Below are 26,510 nucleotides of genomic sequence, written 5' to 3'. Positions count from 1 at the left end.
GCACATTGGCTAAGTTCTATGGGCTAAATGGTCAGCGGTTAGAGGAATGGTACCGTTTACATTTATCTGGTTTTTATGAATGGGAAGACCGTGAACATGCCGACAAATGGTTATTGTTTGAGAAAAACATGGGTTCTTTTCTAAGTATAGATGAAACCTCTTTGAGCGACAATGAGCTTTATACCATTCTGACTAATAAAGAAGCCAAGGGACGCAAAGGATCAATTGTAGCAATAATCAAGGGAACTAAAGCGGAAGAAGTTATAGAGGTACTGTTAAGAATAAAAGACAGGTTACGTTGTAAAGTAAAGGAAGTCACTTTAGATATGGCTGCCAATATGGGCTTAACAGTACGTCGCTGTTTTCCGAAAGCAGCACAGGTAACAGATCGTTTTCATGTGCAAAAACTCGCCTGTGATGCTCTGCAGGATATGAGGATAGCTCTTCGTTGGCAAGCTATCGAAGAGGAAAATAAAGAGTTCGCATTGGCCAAAGAAAGTAAGGAGCCCTATGTGGCATTGATTCTTGAAAATGGAGACACTCACCGTCAACTCTTGATAAGAAGCCGTTATTTGTTGTTCAAGAATGAAGATAAGTGGACACCAAGGCAAAGACAAAGAGCAGAAATATTATTTCACTATCATCCTTCTTTAGAAGTTGCCTATAAGCTGACTATGCAGTTAAAGAGTATCTATCAAACAACCAAAGATAAAAAAATGGCTCTTACGCGCTTAGCTCGCTGGTATAATGCTATTGAAGAATCCGGATTTGAGCATTTTGGAACAGTTATGCGCTCTGTACAGGCACATTATAGAACTATCTTAAACTTCTTTGACCGTAGAGCAACAAATGCTTCGGCTGAATCCTTCAATGCTAAGATCAAAGCTTTTAGATCGGTTCTTAGAGGTGTTAACAATATCCCTTATTTCTTATTTAGACTCAAAAATATTTATGCGTAGTTCCACAACTTTTCGGGGTGATCCCTCATACCGGCTCATACCGAAATCCTGAGGGGATTAAATTTTAAGCATAAATATTAGCAAGCCTGAATAAGAAAAAAGTGACATCCCTCACCCCTCTGAGTTGTGCCCTGAAAGCTTTAATTTTAGCATTGAAGGATTCCTTGGAATTACCTTGTATAATCTGAAAATAAATAAAAAACGGGAGGAATCCAAATAGAAATCCTCCCGTTTATCTAATCTAACAATTTAATACTGAGCAGATACGGAGTATTAATATCTTTTTCCAACTACATCCCAGTCAATAATCTTCCACAATTCATTCAGGTGGTCGGCACGACGATTCTGATAATCCAGATAGTAAGAATGTTCCCATACGTCAAATCCTAAAACCGGGGTTAACCCATGAGCCACCGGATTGCTTCCGTTTGCTTCTTTTGTAATAGACAATTTGCCGTCTTTGTCTTTTGCCAGCCAAACCCATCCTGAGCCGAACAAACCTGTGCCGGCAGTAACAAATTCTTTCTTGAAGTTATCAAAAGAACCCCATGTGGCCTTAATCGCTTCTGCTAATTTGCCTTTAGGTTCGCCACCGCCTTTAGGGGAGAACTGGGTGAAATACAAATTATGGTTCAATATCTGTCCGGCGTTATTGAAAATAGCACCATCCGATTCGGCTACGATTTTCTCGAGCGGAGCATTTTCAAACTTTGTTCCCGGAATCAGATTATTCAGATTGTTTACATACGCCAAAAGGTGTTTACCATGATGGAAATTAATTGTAGCTTCGGAAATGACCGGTTCCAGCGCATTGGCTGCATACGGTAGTTGGATTAATTCAAATTTCATAATTTCTTCTTTTTTATTTGTTATATTACTATTGTTACCTGATATCAATAAAATTAAACTCAAACATAATGTAAGCATGGCTTGTGTTTTTTAATCGTTGTTCTGTAATTCTAACACGGAGGATTTGATATTTGTTTACAATAAAGAAGGCTTTTTTTATAGTATTAGTCTATCGAAAGATAAACAGAGTCTATTATTGTTAAAAGAAGAGGCTGGTACTAAGGTGGATAGATGCGTGTGTGAAATGAAATTCATCCCTTGTGGCAAGCTTTCCGGATTACTTTTTTATGTTATCCATTGTCCGATTTCCGTTGGAAAAATGGAAAGGGAGAAGTCTATATTTATCAGGCTGCTTCTTTTTACATAAATAATGTATGCTTCCAGTGATTTTTATCGTCTGTATAAGCTGAAATCTCGAATAAGTTTCTAATTTTGTGCCCTCAATCATTATTAATTAGTAAAACATATTTTGTAGATGGTAAAGAAAGTTGGGAATTTAATTCCAAACACCTTTTTTATTACGAAGGGTAGTGGAGACTCTGATTTGGAAAAACATGCAGGTTCTTACCACATGGCCCTTTATGATGCCGGTATTTCGGATTTCAATATCATGACGTATTCGTCTGTTATTCCGGCAACAGCACATCTTGTAACTATGGATGAAATCGACCTTCCTCCATTTGGTTCGGAAATGAAAACCATTATGGCGGTGTCGCATGGATACCAGGATGAGTTTGTGTCTGCTGGTGTGGTTTACGCTTGGATGTACAAAGACGAGAACTTCGACGAGAAAGTAGGCGGTCTGGTATGTGAAGTAAGCGGTCGCTATCGAATCGAGGAACTCGAGTCCCGTTTGATCCGTGTGATCAACGATCTTCACCAGAAGACGTACGGCAAGTATTATCTGGGTGAACTGAACTTCATCACAGAAGGTATTACCATTGAAAAGAGGTATGGTACAGCATTGGCTGCCCTTTGCTTCGTTGATTTTTTAATGCCTGATGCAGAAGAGTAAAGAAGATAATATATTTGTTTTCAATGAAAAAGCAGGAATAAGGAGTTAACCTTGTTTCTGCTTTTTTTGTTATACAGATCCGAAAGAACATTTTGTTTTGTTATATTTGTCAGCGCAAAAAGTTTTTTAGGTATTAGAAACAATTCATTTAAACTTGGTGTTTATGAAGAAGATTATTAATCCTTGGAAAGGATTGGACGGATACATGTGCTTCGGCTGTGCTCCGGATAATCCGATGGGGCTTCATCTGGAATTTTATGAAGACGGTGATGATGTGGTTGCCTTTTGGGAACCTAAAAAGTATTATCAAGGCTGGTTGAACACCATGCACGGCGGTATACTGAGTACGTTGATGGATGAACTCGCGGGATGGGTTGTTTTGCGTAAACTCCAAACTTCGGGTATGACTTCCCGTATGGATGTCCGTTACCTGAAAAGCGTATCGACACAGGATGACCGGCTGACGGTCCGGGGGCGCATCAAAGACCGTAAGCGGAATGCCATATTTATAGAAACCGAGATATATAATTCTCAAAACGAACTTTGTACCCGGGCTGATTTGGTTTATTTCGTAGTCACGCAGGAGCAAGCTACGGAGAAATACCATTTCCAGGGATGCAAAGCTGAAGATGAATAAAAAATATAAATTATGAAGTATGTAGGAGCGCATGTCAGTGCATCCGGAGGAGTAGAGAATGCCCCGGTGAATGCAAATGCAATCGGAGCCAAAGCTTTTGCTTTATTTACAAAGAACCAGCGTCAGTGGGTGGCAGCTCCGCTGAGTAAGAAAAGTATTACCCTTTTTAAAGAGCGTTGTGCCGAGTTCGGATATGAAGCCAAACAGATCCTTCCCCACGACAGTTACCTGATAAACCTGGGGCATCCGGAAGAAGAAGGATTACAGAAGTCCCGTAACGCTTTCCTGGATGAAATGCAACGCTGTGAACAATTAGGACTCGACCGCCTGAACTTCCATCCGGGCAGCCACCTGAATAAAATAAGTGAAGAAGCATGTATGGACCGTATTGCCGGGTCAATCAATTGGGCGCTGGAACAAACATCCGGCGTTTGTGCTGTTCTTGAAAATACAGCCGGGCAAGGCTCTAATTTAGGATACACCTTCGAACAACTGGCTTATATTATCGGCAAGGTAAACGATAAATCGCGCGTAGGCGTTTGTATCGATACCGCACATACATTGGCTGCCGGTTACGATATCAAAACCCCGGAAGGGTTTACTGAAACATTCCGCCGTTTTGATGAAGTGATCGGTTTCTCCTATTTGCGCGGTATGCACATCAACGATTCGAAGAAAGACCTCGGAACAAGAGTAGACCGTCACGACAGTATTGGTAAAGGCGTGATGGGGCTTACCACTTTCAAAATGTTGATGGATGATCCCCGTTTTGATGACATACCATTAATCCTGGAAACTCCGGATGAATCCGTTTGGGCGGATGAAATAAAATATTTGTATTCTATTTAATACACCTTCTAAAACTCTATTTTATGTTTATATTGATGCCTATTATTTTTATCGGAGGAATTCTTGCCATAGCATTGGAAGACAAGATAAAAATAAATAAAGCAGCGATAGCCTTGTTTATGGCTATTTCTTTGTGGATGATTTTGATGTTTGATGCTTATTACATCTTTGTGGAGCGTTCGAGCCCTGTGTTCCAGGAATTTCTTACGCAAAATCCGGAGATGGCGAATCTGCCGATTAAAGAGCAATTCATCAATTTTTTAACCAACCGTTCGATTGTATATCATTTAGGTAATGTGGCGGAGACACTATTCTTTGTGATGTGTTCCATGCTGATAGTCGATATTGTCGATAAGCATGGTGGTTTCCAGTCGGTAACCGGATATATCCGTACTGCCAATAAGAGGAAACTGCTTTGGTCTATAAGCTTTGCCGCTTTCTTTTTCTCCGCCTTGTTGGATAACCTGGCAGCCGCTATTGTTATTATGGCTGTGCTCCGTAAGTTGGTGCCCGACCGTACAGACCGCCTGAAATATGCCTGTATGGTGATTATCGCTGCGAATGCCGGAGGTGCATGGTCGCCTATCGGTGACGTGACGACGATCTTGTTATGGGTAGGAAAGAATATTTCGGCCGCGCATCAAATCTCTCATGTGTTTATTTCCTCGCTGGTCAACCTCTTGGTACCCCTTACGATAGCCAACTTCTGGCTGTTTAAGAAAGATGCCACCTTGCGTGTGATGAGTGAAGAAGAGAAAGCGGACGAATATATACCGGAGATACCTAACCGTTCACGCCGTATCATTTTTGTCATCGGTGTCCTTTCACTGGCATTGGTTCCGGTGTTCCAGATGGTAACAAATTTGCCTCCGTTCTTAGGTGTTCTCTCCGGACTGGTTATCCTGTGGTTCTATACAGACCTTATGTACAGCAAGCTGCATATGCACGAATCAAACAAATTGCGTATCAGCCAGCTTTTGCCGAATATAGACTTGGCTACCATCTTCTTTTTCCTTGGTATCCTGATGGCGGTAGGTGCATTGGAAACATCCGGCCAGTTAGGGTTGATGTCTGACTTTTTGGACAAGCACGTACATGAGCCTTATTTGATTAGCTTTGTAATCGGAGCCTTGTCTTCATGTGTGGACAACGTTGCTTTGGTGGCAGCTACCATGGGTATGTATCCGATCGTTGAACAAACAGCGAACCTGAGCCCGTATGCACAGGCATTTGTTGCCGATGGCGGCTTCTGGACGTTCCTTGCTTATTGTGCCGTAACGGGTGGCAGTATCCTGATTATCGGTTCGGCAACAGGCGTTACCGTAATGGGATTGGAAAAAATAGACTTTATGTATTATACAAAGCGCTTCTCCCTGTTAGCTCTGATAGGCTATTGTAGCGGAGCCGGCGTTTATATGTTATTATTTGCTTAAACAACTTTATTTGGATGAAAAAAAATTGGATTGTAATGACGGCTTGTGCATTCCTTCTCTCAGGTATGGAAGCGATGGCATGTACAGGGCTGCTGGTTGGAAAAAAGGCCTCTGTCGACGGCTCTGTAATGATTAGTTATGCCGCAGACTCACATACGCTGTACGGCGAATTATACCGCTGGCCTGCCGCTACCTGGCCTAAAGGGGCAATGTTGGATGTAATCGAGTGGGATACCCATAAACCGTTGGGACAGATTCCGCAGGTGGAACAGACTTATTCCGTGGTAGGGAACATGAACGAGCATCAGGTAGCCATCACGGAAAGTACCTTCGGCGGTCGTTCCGAACTGGTGGATACAACCGGTATCATGGACTATGGAAGCCTGATATATATCGCCTTGCAGCGTTCTAAAACGGCACGCGAAGCAATCAAGGTGATGACCGGCCTGGTAAAGGAGCACGGGTATTACAGCAGTGGCGAAACCTTCTCCATTGCCGATAAGAATGAAGCATGGGTAATGGAAATGATAGGAAAAGGAGTAGGGAATAAAGGTGCTGTCTGGGTGGCTATCCGTATCCCCGACGATTGTATCTCCGCTCATGCCAACCAGTCCCGTATCCAGCAGATACCGTTTGACGATAAAGAGAACTGCATGTATTCGCCGGATGTTGTCTCTTTTGCACGCGAGAAAGGATATTTTAAAGGAAAAGACAAGGATTTCAGTTTTCAGGCTGCTTACTGCCCGTATGACTTCGGTAGCCTGCGCGGTTGCGAAGCCCGTGTATGGTCTTTCTTCCGTAAATATGATCCGGCAATGGACAAATATGCCGATTTTGCCAAAGGCGACCCGGGCAAAGGTCCGATGCCTTTATATATCAAACCGAACCGCCTGCTTTCCGTACAGGATGTGCAGAACGGCATGCGCGACCATTTTGAAGGAACAGACCTGGACATGACAAAAGATGCCGGAGCCGGTTCTTATAAAGTGCCTTACCGCTGGCGTCCGATGACATTCAAAGTCGATGGGGAAACCTATACGAATGAGCGTGCCATTGCAACCCAGCAGACCGGTTTCGTAATCGTTCCGCAGATGCGTAACTGGTTGCCGGATGCAATCGGCGGAATCCTTTGGTTTGGTGTGGATGATGCGGACATGGCTGTATTTACCCCGATTTATTGTTCGGTGACCGCATCACCGGAATGCTACCGTGTAGGAAACGGGGATATGATGAACTTTTCCTGGACTTCCGCTTTCTGGATACACAACTGGGTGGCGAATATGGCTTACCATAAATACAATTTTATGATAAAAGACATTCGTCCGGTTCAGCAGGAACTTGAAAACGGATATAAAGAAACAATCCCTGCCATCGACAAAGCCGCTTTGGAACTGTATGCTAAAAATCCGGCCGAAGCCGTTAAGTTCCTTACCTGGTTCAGTACGACTACAGCCGACCAGGCAACAGCACGTTGGAAAAAGCTGGGTGAATACTTGTTAGTGAAATATATCGATGGAAATGTAAAAAAAGAAGAAAACGGACAGTTCAAGCAAAATGGCTACGGACTCTCTGAATATCCTGATTTCCCCGGTTATGATGAAGAATATTATCGCAATATTGTGAAAAGTGCTGGTGATAGATTAAAAGTAAAATGATATATTTGCAAAATATGTTGAACTAAATATTAAGAAAAGTATGAAAAAATTCGTAGTTGTGTTAATGCTGGCTCTTTTTAGTATAGGAGTTCATGCTCAGACAGAAAAGGGGCGTTCATCCGTTGGTTTGAATTTAGGCTATAGTTTTAATGACATCGGAAATACCGCTATCGGCATCGATTACCGTTATAGCATTATCGATGCTGTACGTATCGCCCCGTCGGTTAATTTCCTTATCAAACATAAAGGCGTAAGTTCCGTAATGTTCGATGTGAATGCGCATTATGTAGTGAAACTGAGTGAAATGTTCGGATTCTATCCTCTGGCAGGTTTGAGCCTTTCCGTATGGCACGGTGGTGGCGATAACATCACCCGTTTTGGTGGAAACCTGGGTTTGGGTGCTGAACTGTATGCCACTCATAACGTTACTGTCGGTGTAGAAGCTAAATACAACATTATAAAAGACCTCGACGGTGCCATGGTTGGCGTACGTGTAGGTTATAATTTCTAAGAAACAGGGAAGGTATAAAGCATATACCGTTCCGGGAACGTGGATGACGCAGACGGGCACTGATAAACTTGCGCGTTTTGCGTCATCTGTGTTCTGTAATATGAGCTATAGATGGTTTTCAAAAGACAGCCGTGTGGTTGCTTCGGCAATTACAGGTGTTGCAAATTGCGGATAAACCCGTATATTTGTCGGCTGTAAGGGGAGGGTGAATAAGCAGCAAGCCCCGGATAAACAAAGGGAGGATGAAGAAGGTCAAAGAAACAGAACGCATTTTGCGTTTTATGATGATAGGTACGCTGAATGCGTTGATTACGGCTTTCATTATCTGGTTGATGATGGTGAAACTCGATTGCAATTATTTGGCATCCAATGTGGTAGCCTATGTAATTGCCCAAACAAATAATTTCTTTTGGAGCAAATATTGGATATTTGCATCCCGTGAAGGGCGTTTCAGACGTGAAATACCTCTTTTCCTGATTGCTTTCGGGTGTGCTTATGCCGCACAGTTCCTTGCCCTGTTGCTTATGGTAGAGATATTCGACCTGAACGAATATCTGGCACAATTCCTGGGACTTTTTGTATACGGAGCCGTCAATTTCATGATGAACAAGAAATTGACGTTCCTGCATAAATAAAATCTTATCTCTTTATTTTACTTCCGTTTTTATGCTTTGCTTCCAGATGCGTGTCATATAGAACGCCAGATGGGTGAAGGCGAAGACAAACGAGATAACCAGCAAGGTCTGGTCTTCATTCCAGCCTACGGTTTGCTGATGCCACAATCCGGTTATCACGCATAAAACCGACAGCATGATACCCAGTATATTCATTCCGAATAAGCCTTTCCGGTAGGGGAGATGACGTTCCAGTTTGCTATGTTTCACCCCGTAAACCGCATAAATATCCAAACCGATAAGCATCCATACAATCAGCCGTATCCATGTATCGGGCGGAAGGAACAACATCATGCAGAGACAAGTCACGATACCTGCCAGCGGGACGAATGGTACAAAGGGCGTTTTGAAAGCACGTTTCACATCCGGCATGGTTTTACGTACAACCAGCACCCCGGCACAGACCAACGTAAAGGCGAACAGCGTTCCGATACTGGTCATTTCTCCTGCTACCCGGGCAGGGACAAAGGCGGCAAGCAATCCGACCAGCAACATGAACAGCAGGTTGCTGCGGGCCGGAGTCCGGAATTTCTCATTGATATGCGAGAAGAAAGGAGGCAACAACCCGTCGTGACTCATGCTCAGGAACACGCGGCTCTGTCCTAACAATGTCACCATGATAACCGAACAATAGCCGAACAGGATGGCAAGGATAATCGCTTTGTTCAACCAGGGATATGCAGGCTGTATGATACCGGCTTCATTGGCATGCCCCATTTGGTCGATGGCTATGGCAACCGGTGCAATCCCTTGCTGGCCGCCGAACATGGAGTAATGGGCAACCCCTGTCATCACATGGGCGAAAAGCATGTATAAAACCGTACAAACCAACAGCGAGACCAAGATGCCGATAGGCATATCCCGCTTCGGGTTTTTGGCTTCTTGTGCCGCTGTCGATACCGCGTCAAAACCGAGGAAAGCGAAGAAAACGATTGCTGCGCCGCGTAGTACGCCGGAGAAGCCGAATTCACCTAAAGAACCTGTATTTTGAGGAATATAGGGTACATAATTGTCCGTATTGATATATTTCCATCCCAATCCGACGAAAAGCAGTACAACGGAAACTTTAAGGAATACGATAATACCGTTGAAAATGGAACTGCCTTCCGTTCCCCGTATCAGGAAAAGGCTCATTACCACTACAATCAGGAAAGCGGGAATGTTGACAATACCGCCGTCCCAGGGGCATGCCGTATATTCCAATGGCAGGTTTATGCCCAGCCCTTCCAGAAAAACAACCAGATAGCGGCTCCAGCTGATACTTACCGTCGTAGCGGCTACCGTATATTCCAGTACCAGGTCCCAACCGATAATCCAGGCAACCAGTTCACCCATCGTTGCATACGAGTAGGTGTAGGCACTGCCGGCAACCGGTATCATGGAAGCAAATTCGGCATAACAGAGTCCGGCAAAGCAACATCCCAGTGCAGCAATGGCAAAAGAGAGGGTGATAGCCGGTCCGGTATATCCGGCGGCAACGGTTCCTGTGATTGAAAATAGTCCGGCTCCGATGATGACGCCAACGCCGAGGGCTACCAGGCTCCAAGGCCCCAGCACCCGTTTTAGTGATTTGCTTCCGGATTGGTTGGCTTCCGCCTGCAATGCCGTGAGAGGTTTCTTAATGAATAATCCCATCTTTCTGTTTTTCTGTTTTTCTGTTGAAAATTGGCTGCAAAGGTAGGTATTACAGCAAAGATATACAACCTTTAGTTGTGGATGGAGAGCCGTTCCCAGACCATATCGGGTATCATACGCCAGAAAAAGACAAGGACAGCATACCTCCAGTCAATGATAATCCGGCGTTGCTTTTTATGAAGCGCTTTTACAATTTTCCGGGCAACTTTTTCCGGTTTCATCAATAAGGGATACTTGTCGTTTTTCAATAAATCGGTTCTGACGAAGCCGGGACGGATGTCGGTAAAGGTAATAGGCAGCTTCTCCATACGTGCCAATTGGGCGATAGCATCCATGTATGTATTCTGGAAGCGTTTGGTAGCCGAATAGGCCGGTGCGGCGCCCAGTCCCTTGGTTCCGGCGATGGAGCTGATAACGGCGAGGTGTCCGCCTCCCTGTTTCCGGAAATAAGCAAAAGCGGCAGTCACCATCCGGGTGAAACCCATGGCGTTTGTTTCGACTGTGGCAAGCTCGATACCCGGTTGCAGTGCCCGGTTCTGGCTGCCGATGCCGGAACAAAGCAGGAACACATCCATGCCTCCCAGCTTATCGGCAAGTTCCTCTAAAGCTTCGGGGGCGGTTGCCGAGGTAACATCGATTTGCTGCACTTCGGTCCGTTCCGGTGCATTTGCTTTCAACGATTCCAGCTTGTCGGTCCTGCGTCCTGCCACGCCTACTTTCCAGCCAGCCTCTTGGTATATCTTCGCTACTTCGTTGCCTATGCCTGAGGTTGCACCTACGATAATTATTTTTCCGGGAGATGTTGTTGCCATAACTGTCTGTATAAAATTTATTTCGCTTACAAAGATAATAGCTCTCCCGGACATTGAGTCGATTAGAGTCGATTAGGCACCATTAATTTGATTCGTAATTTACCGGGCTTTTCAGGAGAAATAGGAGAGGCGCTTTCAAAACATAGGTGTTTTAAATGCAAAACATATATGCTTTGAATGCAAAACACCTATGTTTTGAAAGTGATGTTTTTTAAAAAAAAGGAAAAATCCCGTATTATAAATAATTATATAATATATTACTTCTATATTATAAAGAAGTTTCATTAACAAATTCGTGTAGGTTTCACATGATGTCCTAATTCCCTGTAGCTTAGCTATCTTTAGCCTTTCATGTCTGTTTCACTTAGCGTTTCACTCGATAATTGTTATAAAAACGATAGAAAAAGTTTCATATTATAACTTTTGTACTGTTTATGCGTTGTGGCTTGCTTTATGTTGAAAATGCAGGTATGTTATTCTCAACGGGTGCTATCGCATGATTGGAATTAACTCTACGTTCAATCCCAAGGCTGAAGCGATACGATAAAAGGTAGAAACTTTCGGTTCTGTTTTCCCTGTTTCTACACGGGAAATATAAGATTTATTAGTTCCTATCTTTTCAGCAAGTTCTGCCTGTGTCATATTCGCTTTCTTCCTTGCTTCTTCTATAATCTGTCCAGTAAAGAAAGCGTTCGCTCTCTCCTCGGCAGCTCTTCGCTCTGGAGTTCCTTCTTTGCCGAATACAGCATCTAATTGCGCATCGACATCAAACATTTTTAGTTCTTTTTCGCTCATAATATTCTTTCTTCAGTTTTAATGCTTTGCTTATTTCCCTATCGGGTGTTTTTTGTGTCTTCTTTTGAAAGCCATTGAATAATATAACAATCTGCCCTTCGTCGTAACAAAAGAAAATCCGATAAATATTGCCTTGCCATTCTATCCTTAACTCATATAAACCCTCTTTAAGGAACTTCACATATTTGGCAGGTAATCTATCTTGAGTTTTCAATAATAGCAAGCCATACAATACTTTTTCTTGTGTACTCTTGTCTAATGTATCGAAAAAATCCTTGTAATAATTTTCGTATGCTATTATTTGTCTTTTCATAAAACAAAGATATACAAAGTTTATTAGTTGAGCAACTTTTCTCTCGAAAAGGATTGTTTGTGCTTTTATTATTTGTGGCTATTCTTTGAATCCCTTATTTTGCAGGCACTGTCAGAATTGAAACCTATTCTATCAAATTTACAACCCGTAATCGTCCGTTTGTGTTGTATATTTGTCTAAATACCTGGAGAATCAAGTTCTTCGGATGTTTGGGGAGGATAGAAAACGTTAGCATTTAAATCGATAAATTATGAGAGTTCGTTGGGTGGTAAAAAGTTGTTTTGCATTCCTGTTTTGTCTCGGTACGGTAGCGGGAAGTGCACAGTCGATAGCTGATTCACCCGTCAAGCAAATTAAAATAGCAGGTTATATAGGGCAACGTATCGACGATTGCATAACGCATCGTGTCAAAGCGCAAGATGTGGACCATTTGGTGGAACCTTTTCGCCACCATGAAGAAACATCCCGTTGGCAGAGCGAGTTCTGGGGAAAGTGGATACAGGGAGCGATAGCGTCTTACCGTTACAACCGGGACCCGGAGCTATATGCTATCATCGAGGATGCCGCAGGAAAGTTGATGGCTACCCAACAGCCAAACGGATACATCGGGAACTATGCTCCCGGATACCAGTTGCAGCAATGGGATATATGGGGACGCAAATATACTTCGCTGGGGTTGATTGCCTGGTATGACTTGTCGGGCGATAAGAAGGCTCTGGATGCCGCCTGCCGCCTGATAGACCATCTGATGACACAGGTTGGCCCCGGTAAGGTGAATATTGTGAAAACGGGCAATTATGTGGGAATGCCGAGTTCTTCTATCCTGGAACCGGTCATGTATCTATATAACCGCACAAAAGAGGAACGTTTTCTGGAATTTGCCAATTATATCGTAGCCCAGTGGGAAACGCCCCAAGGCCCGCAGCTCATCAGCAAAGCAATCGCCGAAATCCCTGTGGCAAACCGCTTCCCGCATCCCAAGACCTGGTTTTCGCAAGAGAACGGGCAGAAGGCTTATGAGATGATGTCATGCTATGAAGGACTGTTGGAGCTTTATAAAGTGACAGGCAATCCGCTCTACCTTTCCGTTGTGGAAAAAACAGTCGGGCATATCGTCCGTGAGGAAATAAACGTAGCCGGTTCGGGCAGTGCTTTTGAATGTTGGTACGGAGGAAACGGACGGCAGACGCAGCCGACTTACCATACGATGGAAACCTGTGTTACTTTCACTTGGATGCAGTTGTGCAACCGCCTGTTGCAACTGACCGGGAACTCCCTGTACGCGGATTATATGGAAACGGCAATCTATAATGCTCTGATGGCTTCGCTTAAGGCGGATGCTTCGCAAATAGCCAAATACAGCCCGCTGGAAGGATGGCGCCACGAAGGGGAGGAGCAATGCGGCATGCACATTAACTGTTGCAATGCAAACGGCCCGCGGGCATTCGCTATGATACCCCAGTTTGCCTGCCAGGTAAAGGACGATTGTGTACGTGTCAATTTTTATACGCCTTTAGTGTCAAATTTGTTACTTCCCGGTAAAAAAGAAGTTGTGTTAAAACTAAATACAGATTACCCCGTGACTGATAAAATCGAAATCGAGGTAACCCCGGTAAAAGAGTCTGAATTTACCATTGCCTTACGTATTCCGGCATGGAGCGGGAATACAACAGTGGCGGTGAACGGAGCTCCTGAAGCGGGTATCCTGCAAGGTGCTTATTTCCCGCTTACACGTAAATGGAAAAAGGGAGACAGGATTACCCTTCAGCTGGACCTTCGTGCCCGTGTGCTGGAGAAGAATGAAGCGCAGGCGATTGTCCGTGGTCCGTTGGTACTGGCTCGCGACAGCCGCTTTAACGACGGTTTTGTGGATGAGGCTTCTGTTATCGTAAGCAAAGACGGTTATGTGGAACTGACCCCGGTTGCGGCTCCGGCTTTTGCCTGGATGGCGTTTACCGCTCCGGTGGTGTTGGGCACGGATTTGGAAGGGAACGGCGCATCCCGCCAGGTTCATTTCTGTGATTTTGCCTCCGCCGGCAACACGTGGGATAAATCCCAGCGTTACCGCGTATGGCTGCCGAAGACATTGAATGTGATGCATTCGCCTTACAAACCGTATTGATTTCAGTGTGCCCTTTCCCTGAACTCGGAAGGGGTGACGCCTTCTTTCTTCTTGAAGAAGGTGGAGAATTGCCCGGCATTCTCGAATTTCAGGCTATAGGCTATTTCCGAGATATTGAGGTTGCTGCCGGTCAGCAGTTCCTTGGCTCTCAGTAGTTTTTGTTGTAACTGGTATTGGGCGGGCGATACTCCGGTATATTCTTTGAACATACGGCGGAACCACGAATATCCCAGTCCCAAGCGGGAGGCTATCTCTTCCGGCGAGAGCGGGTTCTCCACCTGCTCTTTCATCAGGATACGGGCTTCATTGATTTTATCGACTACATATGTGTTGGTGAAGGAATTGTTTTTTCTTTTGTAGTAAACCGTCCCGAGGATATGCAGTACAATGCTTGAAATCATTTGCTGGTAACCGGATTTTTCTTCCGAGGCGAATTTCAGTATGTCTTCATACAGGTTGATGATGGTAGCGCTCAGCCGGATATGGTGGAGCGGTTCCTCCTTTGTAAAGAAGCGTTTTTCCACCCGTTTGTCGATATGGATGCCCCGGAAGCCCACCCAGTATTCGTCCCATCCGGTTTCATGGTCGGGATAATAGCTGTGCCATTCGCCGGGGAAGAGCAGAATCATCGTTCCCGCGCTAATCTTTTGCAGTTTGCAGGATTGGGAAGAGAAGTAGCCGCTTCCCTTTGTTATATAGACTAACTGGTATTCGTTGAGGATGCGTCCGGTCTGTGGTTTGAAGTTGTAACTGTCCGGATGCCTGGATAACGGATAGCGGCTTTTGGGTTGGATAAACTGGTAGCCGACGGTGGTTACCACGATTCCCCATTCTTCATCCGTCGCTCCGATAGTGAGGTATTTCAGTTGGTCGCTCAATTGTTTCTCCATGATGTCAGATTTGAAAGGTTTAAAATCATTTTCGTAAGCAAAGATAGTAATAATCCCTATAGTTTTGCTACCGTAAATCAAACAACTTTGTTTTTGCCATGAAGAAACATACATTTTTAGCTTTTGATATAGGGGCAACCAGCGGACGTGCTGTCTTGGGGACCCTGACAGGTGACAAATTTGAAATGCGGGAGATATACCGCTTCCCGAATGCCATCATGGAATTGCATGGTAAATATTACTGGAATATTTATCAGTTATACGGAGCATTGAAAGAAGCTCTGACGATATGCGGACGGGAAAACTATGCAATTGATTCGATTGGTATAGATACCTGGGGCGTGGATTTCGGCTATCTGGCAAAGGACGGTACGCTGTTGGGTTTGCCGCGTGCTTACCGCGACCCGTATACGGAGGGAGCTCCCGAAGCCTATTTTACACGGGTATCCCGTGAAGAAGTGTACCGCCTGACCGGTATACAGATAATGAACTTCAACAGCCTTTACCAGTTGTACCGCGCGAAGGAAGAAAATTTCGGGCCGCTGGAAAGTGCTTCAGAGATATTGTTTATGCCCGATTTGCTTTCTTATCTGCTGACAGGCGAAAGGATATGCGAATATACGGACGCTTCCACATCACAGCTATTGAATCCTGTCACGAAGCAATTCGAAGCCTCTTTGCTGGAAGCGGCGGGAGTATCGCCTTCGCTTTTACGTCCGGTATCGATGCCGGGGACAGTGATTGGCAACCTGACCGATGCGCTGGCTGCCGAGACTGGTGTGGGGAAAGTGCCTGTAGTGGCTGTTGCCGGACACGATACGGCATCGGCGGTAGCTGCAATCCCGGCGTTAAGCAAGGAGTTTGCTTACCTGAGCAGTGGGACATGGAGCCTGATGGGGATAGAAACGGAGGAACCTATTATAACAGATGCTTCTTTCCAAAACAATTTCACCAACGAAGGCGGCATAGAAGGAACCACCCGTTTCCTGAAAAATATCACCGGTATGTGGTTGTTGGAACAGTGCCGCAAGGAGTGGGAGCGTGCCGGACGTACCTATGATTACCCTACCATCGTGAAGATGGCGCAGGCAGCAACCCCGTTCCGCAGCTTTGTTTATCCGGATGATCCCTGTTTCGCTAATCCCGCCAGCATGACGGAGGCAATTGCTTCTTATTGCCGTGAGAGCGGACAGCCGGTCCCGTCGACCGACGGAGAGTATATCCGGTGTATTTTCGAGAGCCTTGCCTGCCGGTATAAGGAAGTGCTCGACTTGCTGAAAGAAATGGCTCCTTTCCCTATCCGCCGTTTGCATGTGATAGGAGGGGGCTCGATGAATAATTTTCTCAATCAATTAACCACTAATGTAATCTGTATGCCGGTAGTAGCCGGCCCGTCCGAGGCTACGGCTATCGGTAATTGTATGGTGCAGGCAAGAGCAGCGGGGCTCGTATCCGACCGCTGGGAGATGCGCCGTCTTATCAGTTCTTTCACTTCGCCGCACATTTTCCAGCCTATGGAGTGCGGCGAATGGGAGGACGCTTTCAAAAAGTATCAATCAGTAACATCTAAAAAATAATACCATGACAAAAGAAAACAGTATCAAGCAGGCTTATGACGTAGCAGCAGAACGCTATGCAGCCGTAGGTGTCGACGTAAAACAGGCAATGGACAAATTGCAGAAAATATCTCTTTCCCTGCATTGCTGGCAGGCGGATGATGTAACGGGTTTTGAAAATCAGGGAGGCTCTTTGACCGGAGGTATCCAGGTGACGGGTAACTATCCCGGACGCGCCCGTACCATCGACGAACTGCGTGCGGATGTACTGAAAGCCAATTCGCTGATTGCCGGCAAGCATCGTTTGAACCTGCATGAAATATATGGCGACTTCCAGGGTAAGAAAGTAGATCGCAACGAAGTGGAGCCTGCTCATTTCCAGAGCTGGATGCAATGGGCGAAAGAAAATGACATGAAGCTGGACTTCAACAGCACTTCTTTCTCGCACCCGAAGAGCGGCGACCTGACACTTGCTAATCCGGACAACGATATCCGCAACTTCTGGATTGAACATACCAAACGTTGCCGTTGGATTAGTGAAGAAATGGGTAAATTCCAGGACGACCCTTGTATCATGAACCTTTGGATACACGACGGAAGCAAGGAAGTTCCCGCCAGCCGCCTGAAATACCGCCAGCTTCTGGAACAGTCGCTGGATGATATCTTCTCCACCGAATATAAGAATATGAAGGATTGTATCGAAGCGAAACTGTTCGGTATCGGCTTGGAAAGCTACACGGTAGGTTCTTATGATTTCTATCTGGGCTACGGAGCGAAAAAGAACAAGATTGTGACACTGGATACCGGACACTTCCACCTGACGGAAAGCATTGCCGACAAGGTTTCGGCCCTGTTGCTCTTTACTCCGGAAATCATGTTGCACGTGAGCCGCCCGATTCGTTGGGATAGCGACCATGTGGTCATCCTGAGTGATGATTTGCTGGATTTGTCGCGCGAAATTATCCGTTGCAATGCGTTGGACCGTGTACATATCGGTCTGGATTATTTCGATGCGACCATCAACCGTATCGGTGCTTATGTAATCGGTTGCCGCGCTACACAGAAAGCCTTTATGCAGGCATTGCTGGAACCGTCTGCTACCTTGCAGCAGTATGAAGCGGACGGTAAATTCTTCCAGCGCCTTGCCTTGCAGGAAGAAATGAAGAGCTTGCCCTGGACTGCCGTATGGGATATGTTCTGTTTGCAGAACGATGTGCCGGTAGGAGAGGACTACATCACAGAAATAGAAAAGTACGAACGGGAAGTGACAAGTAAACGATAGTGTCATGGAAATACTGATAGGCTTACTGATTATTGCCATAGGCAGTTTCGGGCAGAGCAGTTCGTATGTCCCGATAAACAAGGTGAAGGGATGGAGTTGGGAATCATTCTGGCTGGTGCAGGGTATCTTTGCCTGGTTGGTGTTCCCTTTCCTCGGGGCGCAACTTGCCATACCGGAAGGTAGCAGCCTTACCGAGCTGTGGAGCGCCGGTGGAAGTACCGGAGCTATTGTTTATGGTATGCTGTGGGGAGTCGGAGGACTCACGTTCGGGCTTAGTATGCGTTATCTGGGAATTGCGTTAGGACAGAGTATAGCGTTGGGAACATGTGCCGGCTTCGGCACACTGTTCCCTGCCGTGTTTGGTGGGACGGACTTGTTCCATGGCGACGGGCTGGTTCTGCTGATAGGCGTTTGTGTGACCTTGGCGGGTATTGCCGTTATCGGTTATGCCGGAAGCCTGCGCGCCAGGAATATGACGGAAGAAGAGAAGAAAGCGGCTGTAAAGGATTTCGCTTTGACGAAAGGGCTTATTGTTGCTTTGCTGGCAGGTGTGATGAGTGCTTGCTTTAACCTTGGGCTGGAAGCCGGAACGCCTATTCTGGAGAAGGCGAAGCAGTCCGGGGCCAGCGAACTGTTTGCTTTGAATCCTGTCATTCTGTTGGTGACTGTCGGTGGTTTCCTTACAAATGCCGCTTATTGCATTTTCCAGAACATTAAAAATAATACCGGAAAGGATTATTTCTCCGTAGGAGGTCCTGCGTTGTTGAATAATGTCTTATTTTGCGCCTTGGCAGGAGTACTGTGGTATTCGCAGTTCTTCGGTCTGGGTATGGGAAAGAGCTATTTTTCAGACTCTCCGGTAATGCTTGCTTTCTCGTGGAGCATACTGATGTCGCTGAATGTGATTTTCAGTAATTTCTGGGGGATTGCTTTAAAGGAGTGGAAAGGCGTGAGCCGTCAGACAATCGTGGTGCTGGTATGTGGTATGGGCATCCTGATTATCTCTCTGCTATTACCTAATATCTTATAAGAAGCCTTTCGGAGGCGTCCGAAAGCAGGTCATAGCACTAAAAAACGGTTTCGGAGGCCTTCGATGACAGGAAATAGCGCTAAGAAATGGTTTCGCTCGCCTCCGAAGGTGCAAAATAGCACTAAGAAAGGCTTTCGCACGTGAGCGAAGGTATAAAATAGTGCTAAGGAATGGTTTCGCTTACGAGCGAAGGTGTAAAATAGTACTAAAAACTACTTTCGCTCGCAAGCGGAGAGGTGAAATAGTGCTATGTACCCGTTTCGCTCTCGAGCGAAGACTTAAAAATGAGTGATAACTAAAAAAGAACGTATTTTAAAACAATAAAGAAATGACGACAACTACTATCAATCTTTCAAAGATTGTTCGTGAACAGCCGCTGTTGATGGCTGAAATCGACCGCATAGCCGAAGTGGCAGGCTATCTCTGGACCAAAGGATGGGCTGAGCGTAACGGAGGGAATATCTCTGTCAACCTGACTGATTTGGCAAATGAAGCATTGAAAACATTACCGGCTCTTTGCCCTTCCATTCCTTTGGAAGAAGCAATGACTGCTCTGGGCGGACATATTTTCTATGTAACGGGTACAGGCAAACGTATGCGTTATGTGGCACAGGACCCGTTTGCCAACGGTTCCCTGATTCGCATCGCACAGGATGGCAAAAGCTACGATATCATAGCCGAGCAACCGGTCAGACCGACCTCCGAACTGCCATCCCACCTGATGATGCACAACTACCTCCGTTCCGAAGGACGCGATAACAAAGTGGTATTGCATACGCATCCTACCGACCTGATAGGAATGACGCATTGCGCACCTTTCCTGAATTCGGAAGTCATCACCCGTACCTTGTGGGGCATGATACCGGAATGCCGTATCATCGTGCCGAAAGGAGTGGGCATTGTCCCTTATGAAATTCCCGGAACAATCGACCTGGCACGTGCTACCATCAAACAACTTGAAAAGCATGATGTGGTATTCTGGGAAAAGCACGGTATCCTTGCCGTTGGTGAAGACCTTATCGAGTGTTTCGATGCAATCGATACATTGAGCAAATCTGCACAAATCTATTTCAGCGCCCGTATGGCAGGCTATGAACCTGCCGGTATGACAGACCAGCAGTTGGACGACCTGGTTCCGGCGTTCGGATTGTAAAATACACATATATACCATGAATAAAACACTTATTTTTTTATCTCTTTTCTTTATCACATCGGTTGCGTTTGCAGGGCAGCGCGACAGCCGTGTGCGTGAATACCTGTCTCCCGTCCGTATTGTCTGGCAACAGGACGGGGGACAGATTAGCGGCGCGGATAATCTGCTCCTTCCGGGTAACGGGCAGTCCGATTTGGCCAATCAAAACATTTGTAAAATAGTTAGTACGGATGAACTGCATCCGGCAATCCTGCTCGATTTCGGGAAGGAGTTGCAGGGCGGTCTACAGATTGTAACCGGTATGCCCGGTTCGCAGAAACCGATAAACATCCGTGTACGTTTCGGCGAGTCGGTAAGTGAAGCCATGTGCGAAATAGATGGCAAGAACGGCGCAAGCAACGACCATGCCATGCGCGACTTTACCATCAGCCTGCCTTGGCTGGGGGTGATGGAAGTAGGGAACTCAGGTTTCCGCTTCGTTCGTATCGACCTGCTGGATGAAAATACCGAACTTCAATTGAAAGAGGTCCGCGCCATTTCTACGTTCCGCGATATCCCTTATAAAGGCTCTTTCCGTTGCAACGATGAACGGTTGAACCGCATCTGGCAGACGGGCGCTTATACCGTACACCTGAATATGCAGGAATACTTGTGGGATGGCGTGAAGCGCGACCGCCTTGTCTGGGTGGGCGACCTGCATCCGGAAGTGATGACTGTAAATACCGTGTTCGGCTATAACGAAGTGGTACCGAAGAGCCTGGACCTTATCCGCGACATAACCCCGCTTCCCCAATGGATGAATGGCATTAGCTCGTATTCTATCTGGTGGCTGTTGATTCACCGGGACTGGTACTATTACCAAGGTGACCAGGCTTACCTGAAAGCCCAGCAACCTTATCTGACTGCATTGCTCCGCCATCTGATATCGAAGGTGGAAAACGGGCGTGAGAAATTGGATGGCAACCGGTTCCTCGACTGGCCTTCCAATGCAAACCCTGTGGCAATCGATGCCGGCCTGCAAGCCTTGATGGTACAGGCAATGAAAGCGGGTGACGAATTATGCAGTGTACTCGGTGACGAGGCATTGGCAAAAGAATGCCGCACGACGGGAGAGAAGATGGTAAAGGCATCCTCTGCCGTAACGAAAGCCTTATTGAAATCGAAAGTCGCTCCGGATGCACCGGGTTCAAAACAGGCGGCTTCTTTACTGGCTCTTGCCGGATTAATGGACCCGAATAAAGCCGATAAGGAATATCTTTCTGTGAATGGTGCTAATGGCTTCTCTACTTTCTACGGATATTATATGTTGCGTGCAATGGCTTCTGCCGGAAATTATAAAGGAGCGCTCGATATTATCCGCGAATATTGGGGGGCGATGATTGATTTGGGTGCAACGACTTTCTGGGAAGACTTCAATATGGAGTGGTTGCCGGATGCAGCGCCTATCGATGCGTTGGTTCCTGCCGGAAAGAAAGATATACATGGGGATTTCGGAGCTTATTGTTATAAAGGCTTCCGCCATAGCCTTTGCCACGGTTGGGCTTCGGGTCCGACATCCTGGCTGAGCGAATATGTACTGGGTGTCCAGGTAGTGGAACCGGGTTGCAAGGTGGTACGCATTACTCCGCATTTAGGCGATTTGAAGTGGGTGGAAGGTACATTCCCGACTCCGTACGGCGTGATAACTATCCGCCATGAAGTAGGGGTGGACGGCAAGATAATCAGCACTGTCAAAGCACCGGATGAGGTACAGGTAATCCTTCCTGAATAAAACCGGCAGAGTCTCCGGAGAAGTCCGGTGAATAAATAATTTAATACAGATAGATATGAAGAAACTGTTTTTATTAACCCTTTTATTTTTAGCCTCTGTAACATTCGCAGAGGCTAAATCGGATTGGAAAGCCGATTGGATCAGTCATGAATGGAACCAGAGTACCCCTAATACCTGGTTGGCTTACCGGAAAACCGTGGATATTGCATCCGTGCCCCAAACCCTGAAAGCCCGCATTGCTGCCGATAGTAAATACTGGCTTTGGATAAACGGGCAAATGGTTGTGTTCGAAGGCGGGCTGAAACGGGGACCTTCTCCGTCGTCGACCTATTATGACGTGGTGGAGATTGCTCCTTATCTGAAGTCCGGCGAGAATACCATTGCCGTTCTGGTCTGGCATTTCGGTAAAAACGGTTTCAGTCATATGAATAGCGGAGTGGCAGCTTTGTTATTTGAGGCGATAGCTCCCGGTATTGAGATTTTATCCGACAAAAGCTGGAAATGTGCATTATATGGTGCCTATCAGGATACGGAGGCGCCATTCCCCAATTATCGTTTGCCGGAAAGTAATATCCGCTTTGATGCCCGCAAAGAAATGCAAGGATGGAATCAGCCCGGTTTCCAGGGTTCGCTTCCCAATGTGGATATCATTACAAATGTAGGAGAAGCGGCTTTAGGCGAATTGGTGGAACGTCCGATTCCTTTATTCAAAGATTATGGATTGCAGGCTTACCCGTCGGTTCGTAAATCGGAGGCAGGTGATACCATTTATTGCCGTCTGCCTTACAATTGCCAGGCGACTCCTTATCTGAAAGTGGATGCGCCTGCCGGTCTGACTATCCGGATGCAGACCGATAATTACAGGGGAGGTGGAGAAAACGGTGTCCGTGCCGAATATATCACCCGCGACGGTATACAGGAATATGAAAGTTATGGCTGGATGAACGGGCACGAAATACAGTATGTGGTTCCCAAAGGGGTAAACGTACTGGACGTGAAGTTCCGTGAGACGGGGTATGATGCGGAGTTTGCAGGTTCATTCCAATGTAATGACCCTTATTTAAATGAATTGTGGAAACGTTCGGCACGTACCTTATACGTTACGATGCGCGATAATTATATGGATTGCCCGGACCGTGAACGTGCCCAATGGTGGGGGGATGAAGTGAACGAGTTGGGAGAGACGTTTTATGCGCTTTCTCCTTCGGCACAACTGCTGGCAACAAAAGGCATTTATGAATTAGTGAACTGGCAAAGAAGAGACGGTACATTCTATGCGCCTGTACCTGCCGGTAACTGGGCGAAGGAATTACCGCTCCAGATACTTGCTTCGGTAGGTTGGTACGGTTTCTATACACAATATTATTATAGTGGAGACAGCAGTTTTGTAGCAAGTATCTATGAACCGGTGCACCGTTATTTACATGAAGTATGGCAAGTCGATAAAAGCGGCTTGGCTATCGAACGTCCCGGCGATTGGACCTGGGGAGACTGGGGCGAGCATATCGATATGGGTGTCCTGACGAACTGCTGGTATTATCTGGCATTGAAAGCGGAAAAGGCTTTTGCCCTCCAATTGGGCAAGCAAGCGGATGCCGAAGAAATCAGCCGCATGATGTATAGCATAGAGAAATGCTTCGATACGAAGTTCTGGACAGGGACGGCTTATCGTTCGCCGGGTTATAAAGGGGAAACCGACGACCGTTCGCAGGCAATGGCGGTTCTATCCGGTTTGGCTCCGGCAAGTAAGTATCCGGCTTTGGTAAAAGTTTTGAAAAAGGAATATCATGCCAGTCCGTATATGGAGAAATATGTATTGGAAGCTCTTTTCCAAATGGGAGAGCCTGTCTTTGCTCTGGAAAGAATGAAACAACGGTATGCCAAAATGATGGCTTACAAAGAATATACAACCTTGTTTGAAGGTTGGGGAATAGGAGTGGATGGTTTTGGGGGCGGTACCATCAACCATGCTTGGAGTGGTGGTCCGCTTACCTTATTGAGCCAGAAAGTTTGCGGTGTGGAACCGACATCTCCCGGTTTCAAGTCATTCAGGATACAACCTTGCCTGGGTAATCTTACGGAAGCTTCGGCTGTAGTTCCTACTCATTATGGCAATATAGAGGTAAATGTCCGCAAGTCCGGTAAAAGCCTGGCTTGTGACATTACGGTGCCTGAGAATACAACCGCAGAGCTTGTTTCTCCAAGCGGGAAAGTAAGCAAATTGACACCGGGAACGTATAATTTGAAGGGTGTAAAGTAAAAAAGAACATCTTTTGTAGCGATACGAACCAATACATTAACTTTTAGGATATTGTAAAAAATAGTAACAATGCCTACTTTTGCGCCATTGGAATTAGTTTAAAATATGGCAAAAAGAAAAGGTAGGGGTAAATCACGAAAAAGGACTAAGAATTCATCCTCTTTTCTCTCGACAGTAAAGAAGATATTTATCGGTGCCTTTTTCGTGGTTTTATGTTTTATCGGATTACTATTTGTATACAATTATTTTTATCCGGTTGCAGGTAAGCAATCCGGAGAGCATGTTCAGAAGGAAAAGAAAGAGCAAACGGTACAGAAAGCAGAACGTACCAAAGTGGCTCCAAAGGCTTTTGAAAAGAAAGCTGTGCAATCCAAATCTCCCGTTTCAAGTTCGACAAAAACATTTAAGGTTCCCGCTAATGCAGAGATACCTGAATTGATCGTGAAGCGCAGGGAACAGGTTATTAAGCATGAAGGCTATACCGTATCTTATAATTCGGATTATTGCATTGCAAACTGGGTCGCTTATGAACTGACGGCACAAGAGGCTAAAAGTAAAAAGAACGCACGTTCAAATAAATTCGTACCGGATCCGATGGTAAAAGGGGCGACTGCAACGAATGAAGATTATACCCGTACGGGCTATGATCGCGGTCATCTGGCACCGGCTGGTGATATGAAATGGTCGGCAAAGGCGATGCGCGAGTCTTTTTATTTCAGCAATATCTGTCCTCAGAGTCCAGGGTTAAACCGCGGTATCTGGAAAGATTTGGAAGAACAAAGCCGTTTGTGGGCAATTGATTATAGCCCTTTGTGGATTGTGACTGGCCCGGTTATCTCCGATGATATGAAACGTCTGGGGAAAAACAGGGTAGGGATACCCAAATCTTTTTATAAAGTTCTTTGTTATTATTCCAATGGAAAATATAAGGGTGCGGGATTTCTCTTTGATAATAAAGATTATAAAAATACGTCTTTGAAGAAGATGGTTATACCTATCGATAGCGTAGAAAAAGTGACAGGTATAAACTTTTTCCCCTCTTTACCTTCCGAACAGGAAAAGGAGATGGAAGCCACGGTAGACTTAAATGCCTGGTCTTTTTGAATCGTGTTTTCCGGATTATTTTGAAAATTGAAAGGAATAAAACAAATCCGAACAATAGTTTTTAAAAAAATGTTGTATTCCTAATAGAACTATATAATATTTTTGCAAACAAACAATAATAATTAAATAACTAAATGCAAGTTATCATGAGTGGTAAATTAATCCCCGTTTTTGTATTGGCAGCATTAGTTTCTTGTGGTCAGCCACCGGTGAAGGAACAAGGTCCCCGTCCGGTAAAGTTGGCAGAAGTCACTGCTTTGAATGTTGTGGAAAAGTCGTTTAGCGGCGTTGTATCGCCGGACCAGTTCAGTGACCTGGCGTTTAAGATGTCCGGACCTCTGATTTCACTGTTGGTAGACGAGGGACAAAAAGTTCGTACAGGACAAGTGGTAGCTGAAATAGATCCCCAGGATTTTAAATGGGAGTATGAGGCAAAGAAAGCGTCTTACCAGTCGGCGGATGCCGCTTTGCAACGTGCGACGAAGCTTTTATCTAAGCAGGCTATTTCCAAACAGGAATATGAATCGACCGAAGCCTCTTTTTCCAATGCAAAGGCTGCATTTGAATATGCCCAAAACCAATTGGAACAGACTAAACTGCGTGCTCCGTTTGATGGTTTCATTCAAAAGAAATATGTGGAAAACTATCAGAAAGTACAGGCTGGTCAAGGTATCGTATGTTTGATAAACCCGAATAAACTGCAGGTACAGTTTACAATGCCTGAAACAAACCTTACTTATTTTAACTCTCCTTATTCCATTTATATAGAGTTTGATACCTATAAAGGAAAGAAGTTCAAAGCAAAAGTTAAGGATTATGTAGAAGCTTCTCCTGATGGTTCGGGTGTTCCTGTATTTTTGTATATAGACGATCCTGAGTTCAACTTGAATAAATATAAAGTGGCAGTCGGTTTCTCTTGTCGCATCTACTTGAACATAGAAACGAAAAGTTTTAATGAAGGTGCTGTATTAGCTCCGATTTCAGCGATTGTAGCCAGTGATACGGACAATGCAAAATATGTATTCGTATATAATAAACAGACACAGAAGGTGGAACGTCGCCAGGTTGCGGTAGATGAATTGCTTGGTAAAAACAGCGTGGTAATTACCAGCGGTGTGCAAGTGGGTGATCAGGTTGTTTCTGCCGGAGCTACCCGTATGGAAGACGGTCAGCAAGTAAAAGTATTAACCGATTAAGCCGATAAG

Annotated in this window: 23 protein-coding genes and 1 pseudogene; 17 read left to right on the top strand and 7 right to left on the bottom strand. The window is 45.5% G+C overall.

Annotated elements, in window-relative coordinates; all coding sequences use genetic code 11:
- The first annotated feature begins 5 nt into the window (after positions 1 to 5).
- Complete coding sequence (locus tag ACGE0T_RS10320) at positions 6 to 959, top strand: ISAon1 family transposase (RefSeq protein WP_459186778.1); 954 nt, start codon at positions 6 to 8, stop codon at positions 957 to 959.
- Positions 960 to 1,023: 64 nt separating this feature from the next.
- Here ACGE0T_RS10320 and ACGE0T_RS10315 read toward each other — a convergent pair.
- Together ACGE0T_RS10315 and ACGE0T_RS10310 are read right to left on the bottom strand one after the other, a co-directional pair.
- Positions 1,024 to 1,128: pseudogene (locus tag ACGE0T_RS10315) on the bottom strand (ISAon1 family transposase); the annotation flags it as partial.
- Between the two features lie 104 nt (positions 1,129 to 1,232).
- Positions 1,233 to 1,886 carry a superoxide dismutase gene (locus ACGE0T_RS10310; protein ID WP_459190372.1) on the bottom strand — a complete coding sequence of 218 codons (654 nt, stop codon included), beginning with the start codon at positions 1,884 to 1,886 and terminating at the stop codon, positions 1,233 to 1,235.
- Positions 1,887 to 2,283: 397 nt separating this feature from the next.
- Between ACGE0T_RS10310 and ACGE0T_RS10305 the strand changes: the two genes are divergently transcribed.
- The 7 genes from ACGE0T_RS10305 to ACGE0T_RS10275 all read left to right on the top strand — a co-directional run bounded on the left by ACGE0T_RS10305 (position 2,284) and on the right by ACGE0T_RS10275 (position 8,543).
- Positions 2,284 to 2,823: a pyruvoyl-dependent arginine decarboxylase gene (locus tag ACGE0T_RS10305; RefSeq protein ID WP_459190371.1), complete on the top strand. Its 540-nt coding sequence runs from the start codon at positions 2,284 to 2,286 to the stop codon at positions 2,821 to 2,823.
- Between the two features lie 163 nt (positions 2,824 to 2,986).
- A complete protein-coding gene (locus tag ACGE0T_RS10300) occupies positions 2,987 to 3,460 on the top strand; it encodes a PaaI family thioesterase (RefSeq protein WP_459190370.1) in 474 nt (157 codons plus the stop codon).
- Positions 3,461 to 3,472: 12 nt separating this feature from the next.
- Entirely contained in the window at positions 3,473 to 4,309 is an 837-nt protein-coding gene (gene nfo, locus ACGE0T_RS10295; RefSeq protein WP_459190369.1) for a deoxyribonuclease IV, read from the top strand.
- A gap of 23 nt (positions 4,310 to 4,332) precedes the next feature.
- Complete coding sequence (gene nhaD / locus ACGE0T_RS10290) at positions 4,333 to 5,742, top strand: sodium:proton antiporter NhaD (RefSeq protein ID WP_459190368.1); 1,410 nt, start codon at positions 4,333 to 4,335, stop codon at positions 5,740 to 5,742.
- Between the two features lie 14 nt (positions 5,743 to 5,756).
- The gene (locus ACGE0T_RS10285; protein WP_459190367.1) at positions 5,757 to 7,397 is read left to right on the top strand and encodes a dipeptidase; all 1,641 of its coding nucleotides are present in this window, start codon (positions 5,757 to 5,759) and stop codon (positions 7,395 to 7,397) included.
- 40 nt (positions 7,398 to 7,437) lie between these two features.
- Positions 7,438 to 7,908: an outer membrane beta-barrel protein gene (locus tag ACGE0T_RS10280; RefSeq protein WP_459190366.1), complete on the top strand. Its 471-nt coding sequence runs from the start codon at positions 7,438 to 7,440 to the stop codon at positions 7,906 to 7,908.
- Between the two features lie 242 nt (positions 7,909 to 8,150).
- Positions 8,151 to 8,543 (top strand): GtrA family protein, encoded by a 393-nt coding sequence (locus ACGE0T_RS10275; RefSeq protein WP_459190365.1) that lies wholly within the window; start codon positions 8,151 to 8,153, stop codon positions 8,541 to 8,543.
- 12 nt (positions 8,544 to 8,555) lie between these two features.
- Here ACGE0T_RS10275 and ACGE0T_RS10270 read toward each other — a convergent pair whose 3' ends face one another.
- The 4 genes from ACGE0T_RS10270 to ACGE0T_RS10255 form a co-directional block, all read right to left on the bottom strand.
- Positions 8,556 to 10,217 (bottom strand): amino acid permease, encoded by a 1,662-nt coding sequence (locus tag ACGE0T_RS10270; protein WP_459190364.1) that lies wholly within the window; start codon positions 10,215 to 10,217, stop codon positions 8,556 to 8,558.
- 71 nt (positions 10,218 to 10,288) lie between these two features.
- Positions 10,289 to 11,029, bottom strand: coding sequence for an SDR family NAD(P)-dependent oxidoreductase (locus ACGE0T_RS10265; protein ID WP_459190363.1), 741 nt, complete (start codon positions 11,027 to 11,029; stop codon positions 10,289 to 10,291).
- A 489-nt stretch (positions 11,030 to 11,518) separates the two neighbouring features.
- Positions 11,519 to 11,824, bottom strand: a complete 306-nt coding sequence (locus ACGE0T_RS10260) for a helix-turn-helix transcriptional regulator (RefSeq protein WP_459190362.1) — start codon at positions 11,822 to 11,824, stop codon at positions 11,519 to 11,521.
- A complete protein-coding gene (locus ACGE0T_RS10255; protein WP_459190361.1) occupies positions 11,796 to 12,137 on the bottom strand; it encodes a type II toxin-antitoxin system RelE/ParE family toxin in 342 nt (113 codons plus the stop codon). The genes ACGE0T_RS10260 and ACGE0T_RS10255 overlap by 29 nt, the downstream gene beginning before the upstream one ends.
- Before the next feature lie 250 nt (positions 12,138 to 12,387).
- Between ACGE0T_RS10255 and ACGE0T_RS10250 the strand changes: the two genes are divergently transcribed.
- Positions 12,388 to 14,259 (top strand): glycoside hydrolase family 127 protein, encoded by a 1,872-nt coding sequence (locus ACGE0T_RS10250; protein WP_459190360.1) that lies wholly within the window; start codon positions 12,388 to 12,390, stop codon positions 14,257 to 14,259.
- 2 nt (positions 14,260 to 14,261) lie between these two features.
- On the opposite strand, the gene ACGE0T_RS10245 is transcribed toward ACGE0T_RS10250, so the two are convergent.
- Positions 14,262 to 15,149: an AraC family transcriptional regulator gene (locus ACGE0T_RS10245; RefSeq protein ID WP_459190359.1), complete on the bottom strand. Its 888-nt coding sequence runs from the start codon at positions 15,147 to 15,149 to the stop codon at positions 14,262 to 14,264.
- Between the two features lie 98 nt (positions 15,150 to 15,247).
- On the opposite strand from ACGE0T_RS10245, the gene ACGE0T_RS10240 reads away from it, so the two are divergent.
- From ACGE0T_RS10240 to ACGE0T_RS10205, 8 genes are all read left to right on the top strand, one after another.
- On the top strand, positions 15,248 to 16,726 hold the full coding sequence (locus ACGE0T_RS10240) for a rhamnulokinase (protein WP_459190358.1): 1,479 nt from the start codon (positions 15,248 to 15,250) through the stop codon (positions 16,724 to 16,726).
- Positions 16,727 to 16,730: 4 nt separating this feature from the next.
- Positions 16,731 to 17,987: an L-rhamnose isomerase gene (locus tag ACGE0T_RS10235; protein ID WP_459190357.1), complete on the top strand. Its 1,257-nt coding sequence runs from the start codon at positions 16,731 to 16,733 to the stop codon at positions 17,985 to 17,987.
- A 4-nt stretch (positions 17,988 to 17,991) separates the two neighbouring features.
- Positions 17,992 to 19,017, top strand: coding sequence for an L-rhamnose/proton symporter RhaT (gene rhaT / locus ACGE0T_RS10230; protein ID WP_459190356.1), 1,026 nt, complete (start codon positions 17,992 to 17,994; stop codon positions 19,015 to 19,017).
- A 328-nt stretch (positions 19,018 to 19,345) separates the two neighbouring features.
- Entirely contained in the window at positions 19,346 to 20,170 is an 825-nt protein-coding gene (gene rhaD, locus ACGE0T_RS10225; protein WP_459190355.1) for a rhamnulose-1-phosphate aldolase, read from the top strand.
- A 16-nt stretch (positions 20,171 to 20,186) separates the two neighbouring features.
- Entirely contained in the window at positions 20,187 to 21,941 is a 1,755-nt protein-coding gene (locus tag ACGE0T_RS10220) for an alpha-L-rhamnosidase-related protein (RefSeq protein ID WP_459190354.1), read from the top strand.
- A 55-nt stretch (positions 21,942 to 21,996) separates the two neighbouring features.
- Positions 21,997 to 24,201, top strand: coding sequence for an alpha-L-rhamnosidase-related protein (locus ACGE0T_RS10215; protein ID WP_459190353.1), 2,205 nt, complete (start codon positions 21,997 to 21,999; stop codon positions 24,199 to 24,201).
- Between the two features lie 105 nt (positions 24,202 to 24,306).
- Entirely contained in the window at positions 24,307 to 25,305 is a 999-nt protein-coding gene (locus ACGE0T_RS10210; RefSeq protein ID WP_459190352.1) for a DNA/RNA non-specific endonuclease, read from the top strand.
- A 146-nt stretch (positions 25,306 to 25,451) separates the two neighbouring features.
- On the top strand, positions 25,452 to 26,501 hold the full coding sequence (locus ACGE0T_RS10205) for an efflux RND transporter periplasmic adaptor subunit (RefSeq protein WP_459190351.1): 1,050 nt from the start codon (positions 25,452 to 25,454) through the stop codon (positions 26,499 to 26,501).
- Positions 26,502 to 26,510 lie beyond the last annotated feature (9 nt).

The sequence above is a fragment of the Parabacteroides sp. APC149_11_2_Y6 genome, assembly GCF_054506995.1.
This window is presented reverse-complemented; position numbering and strand designations above follow the sequence as displayed.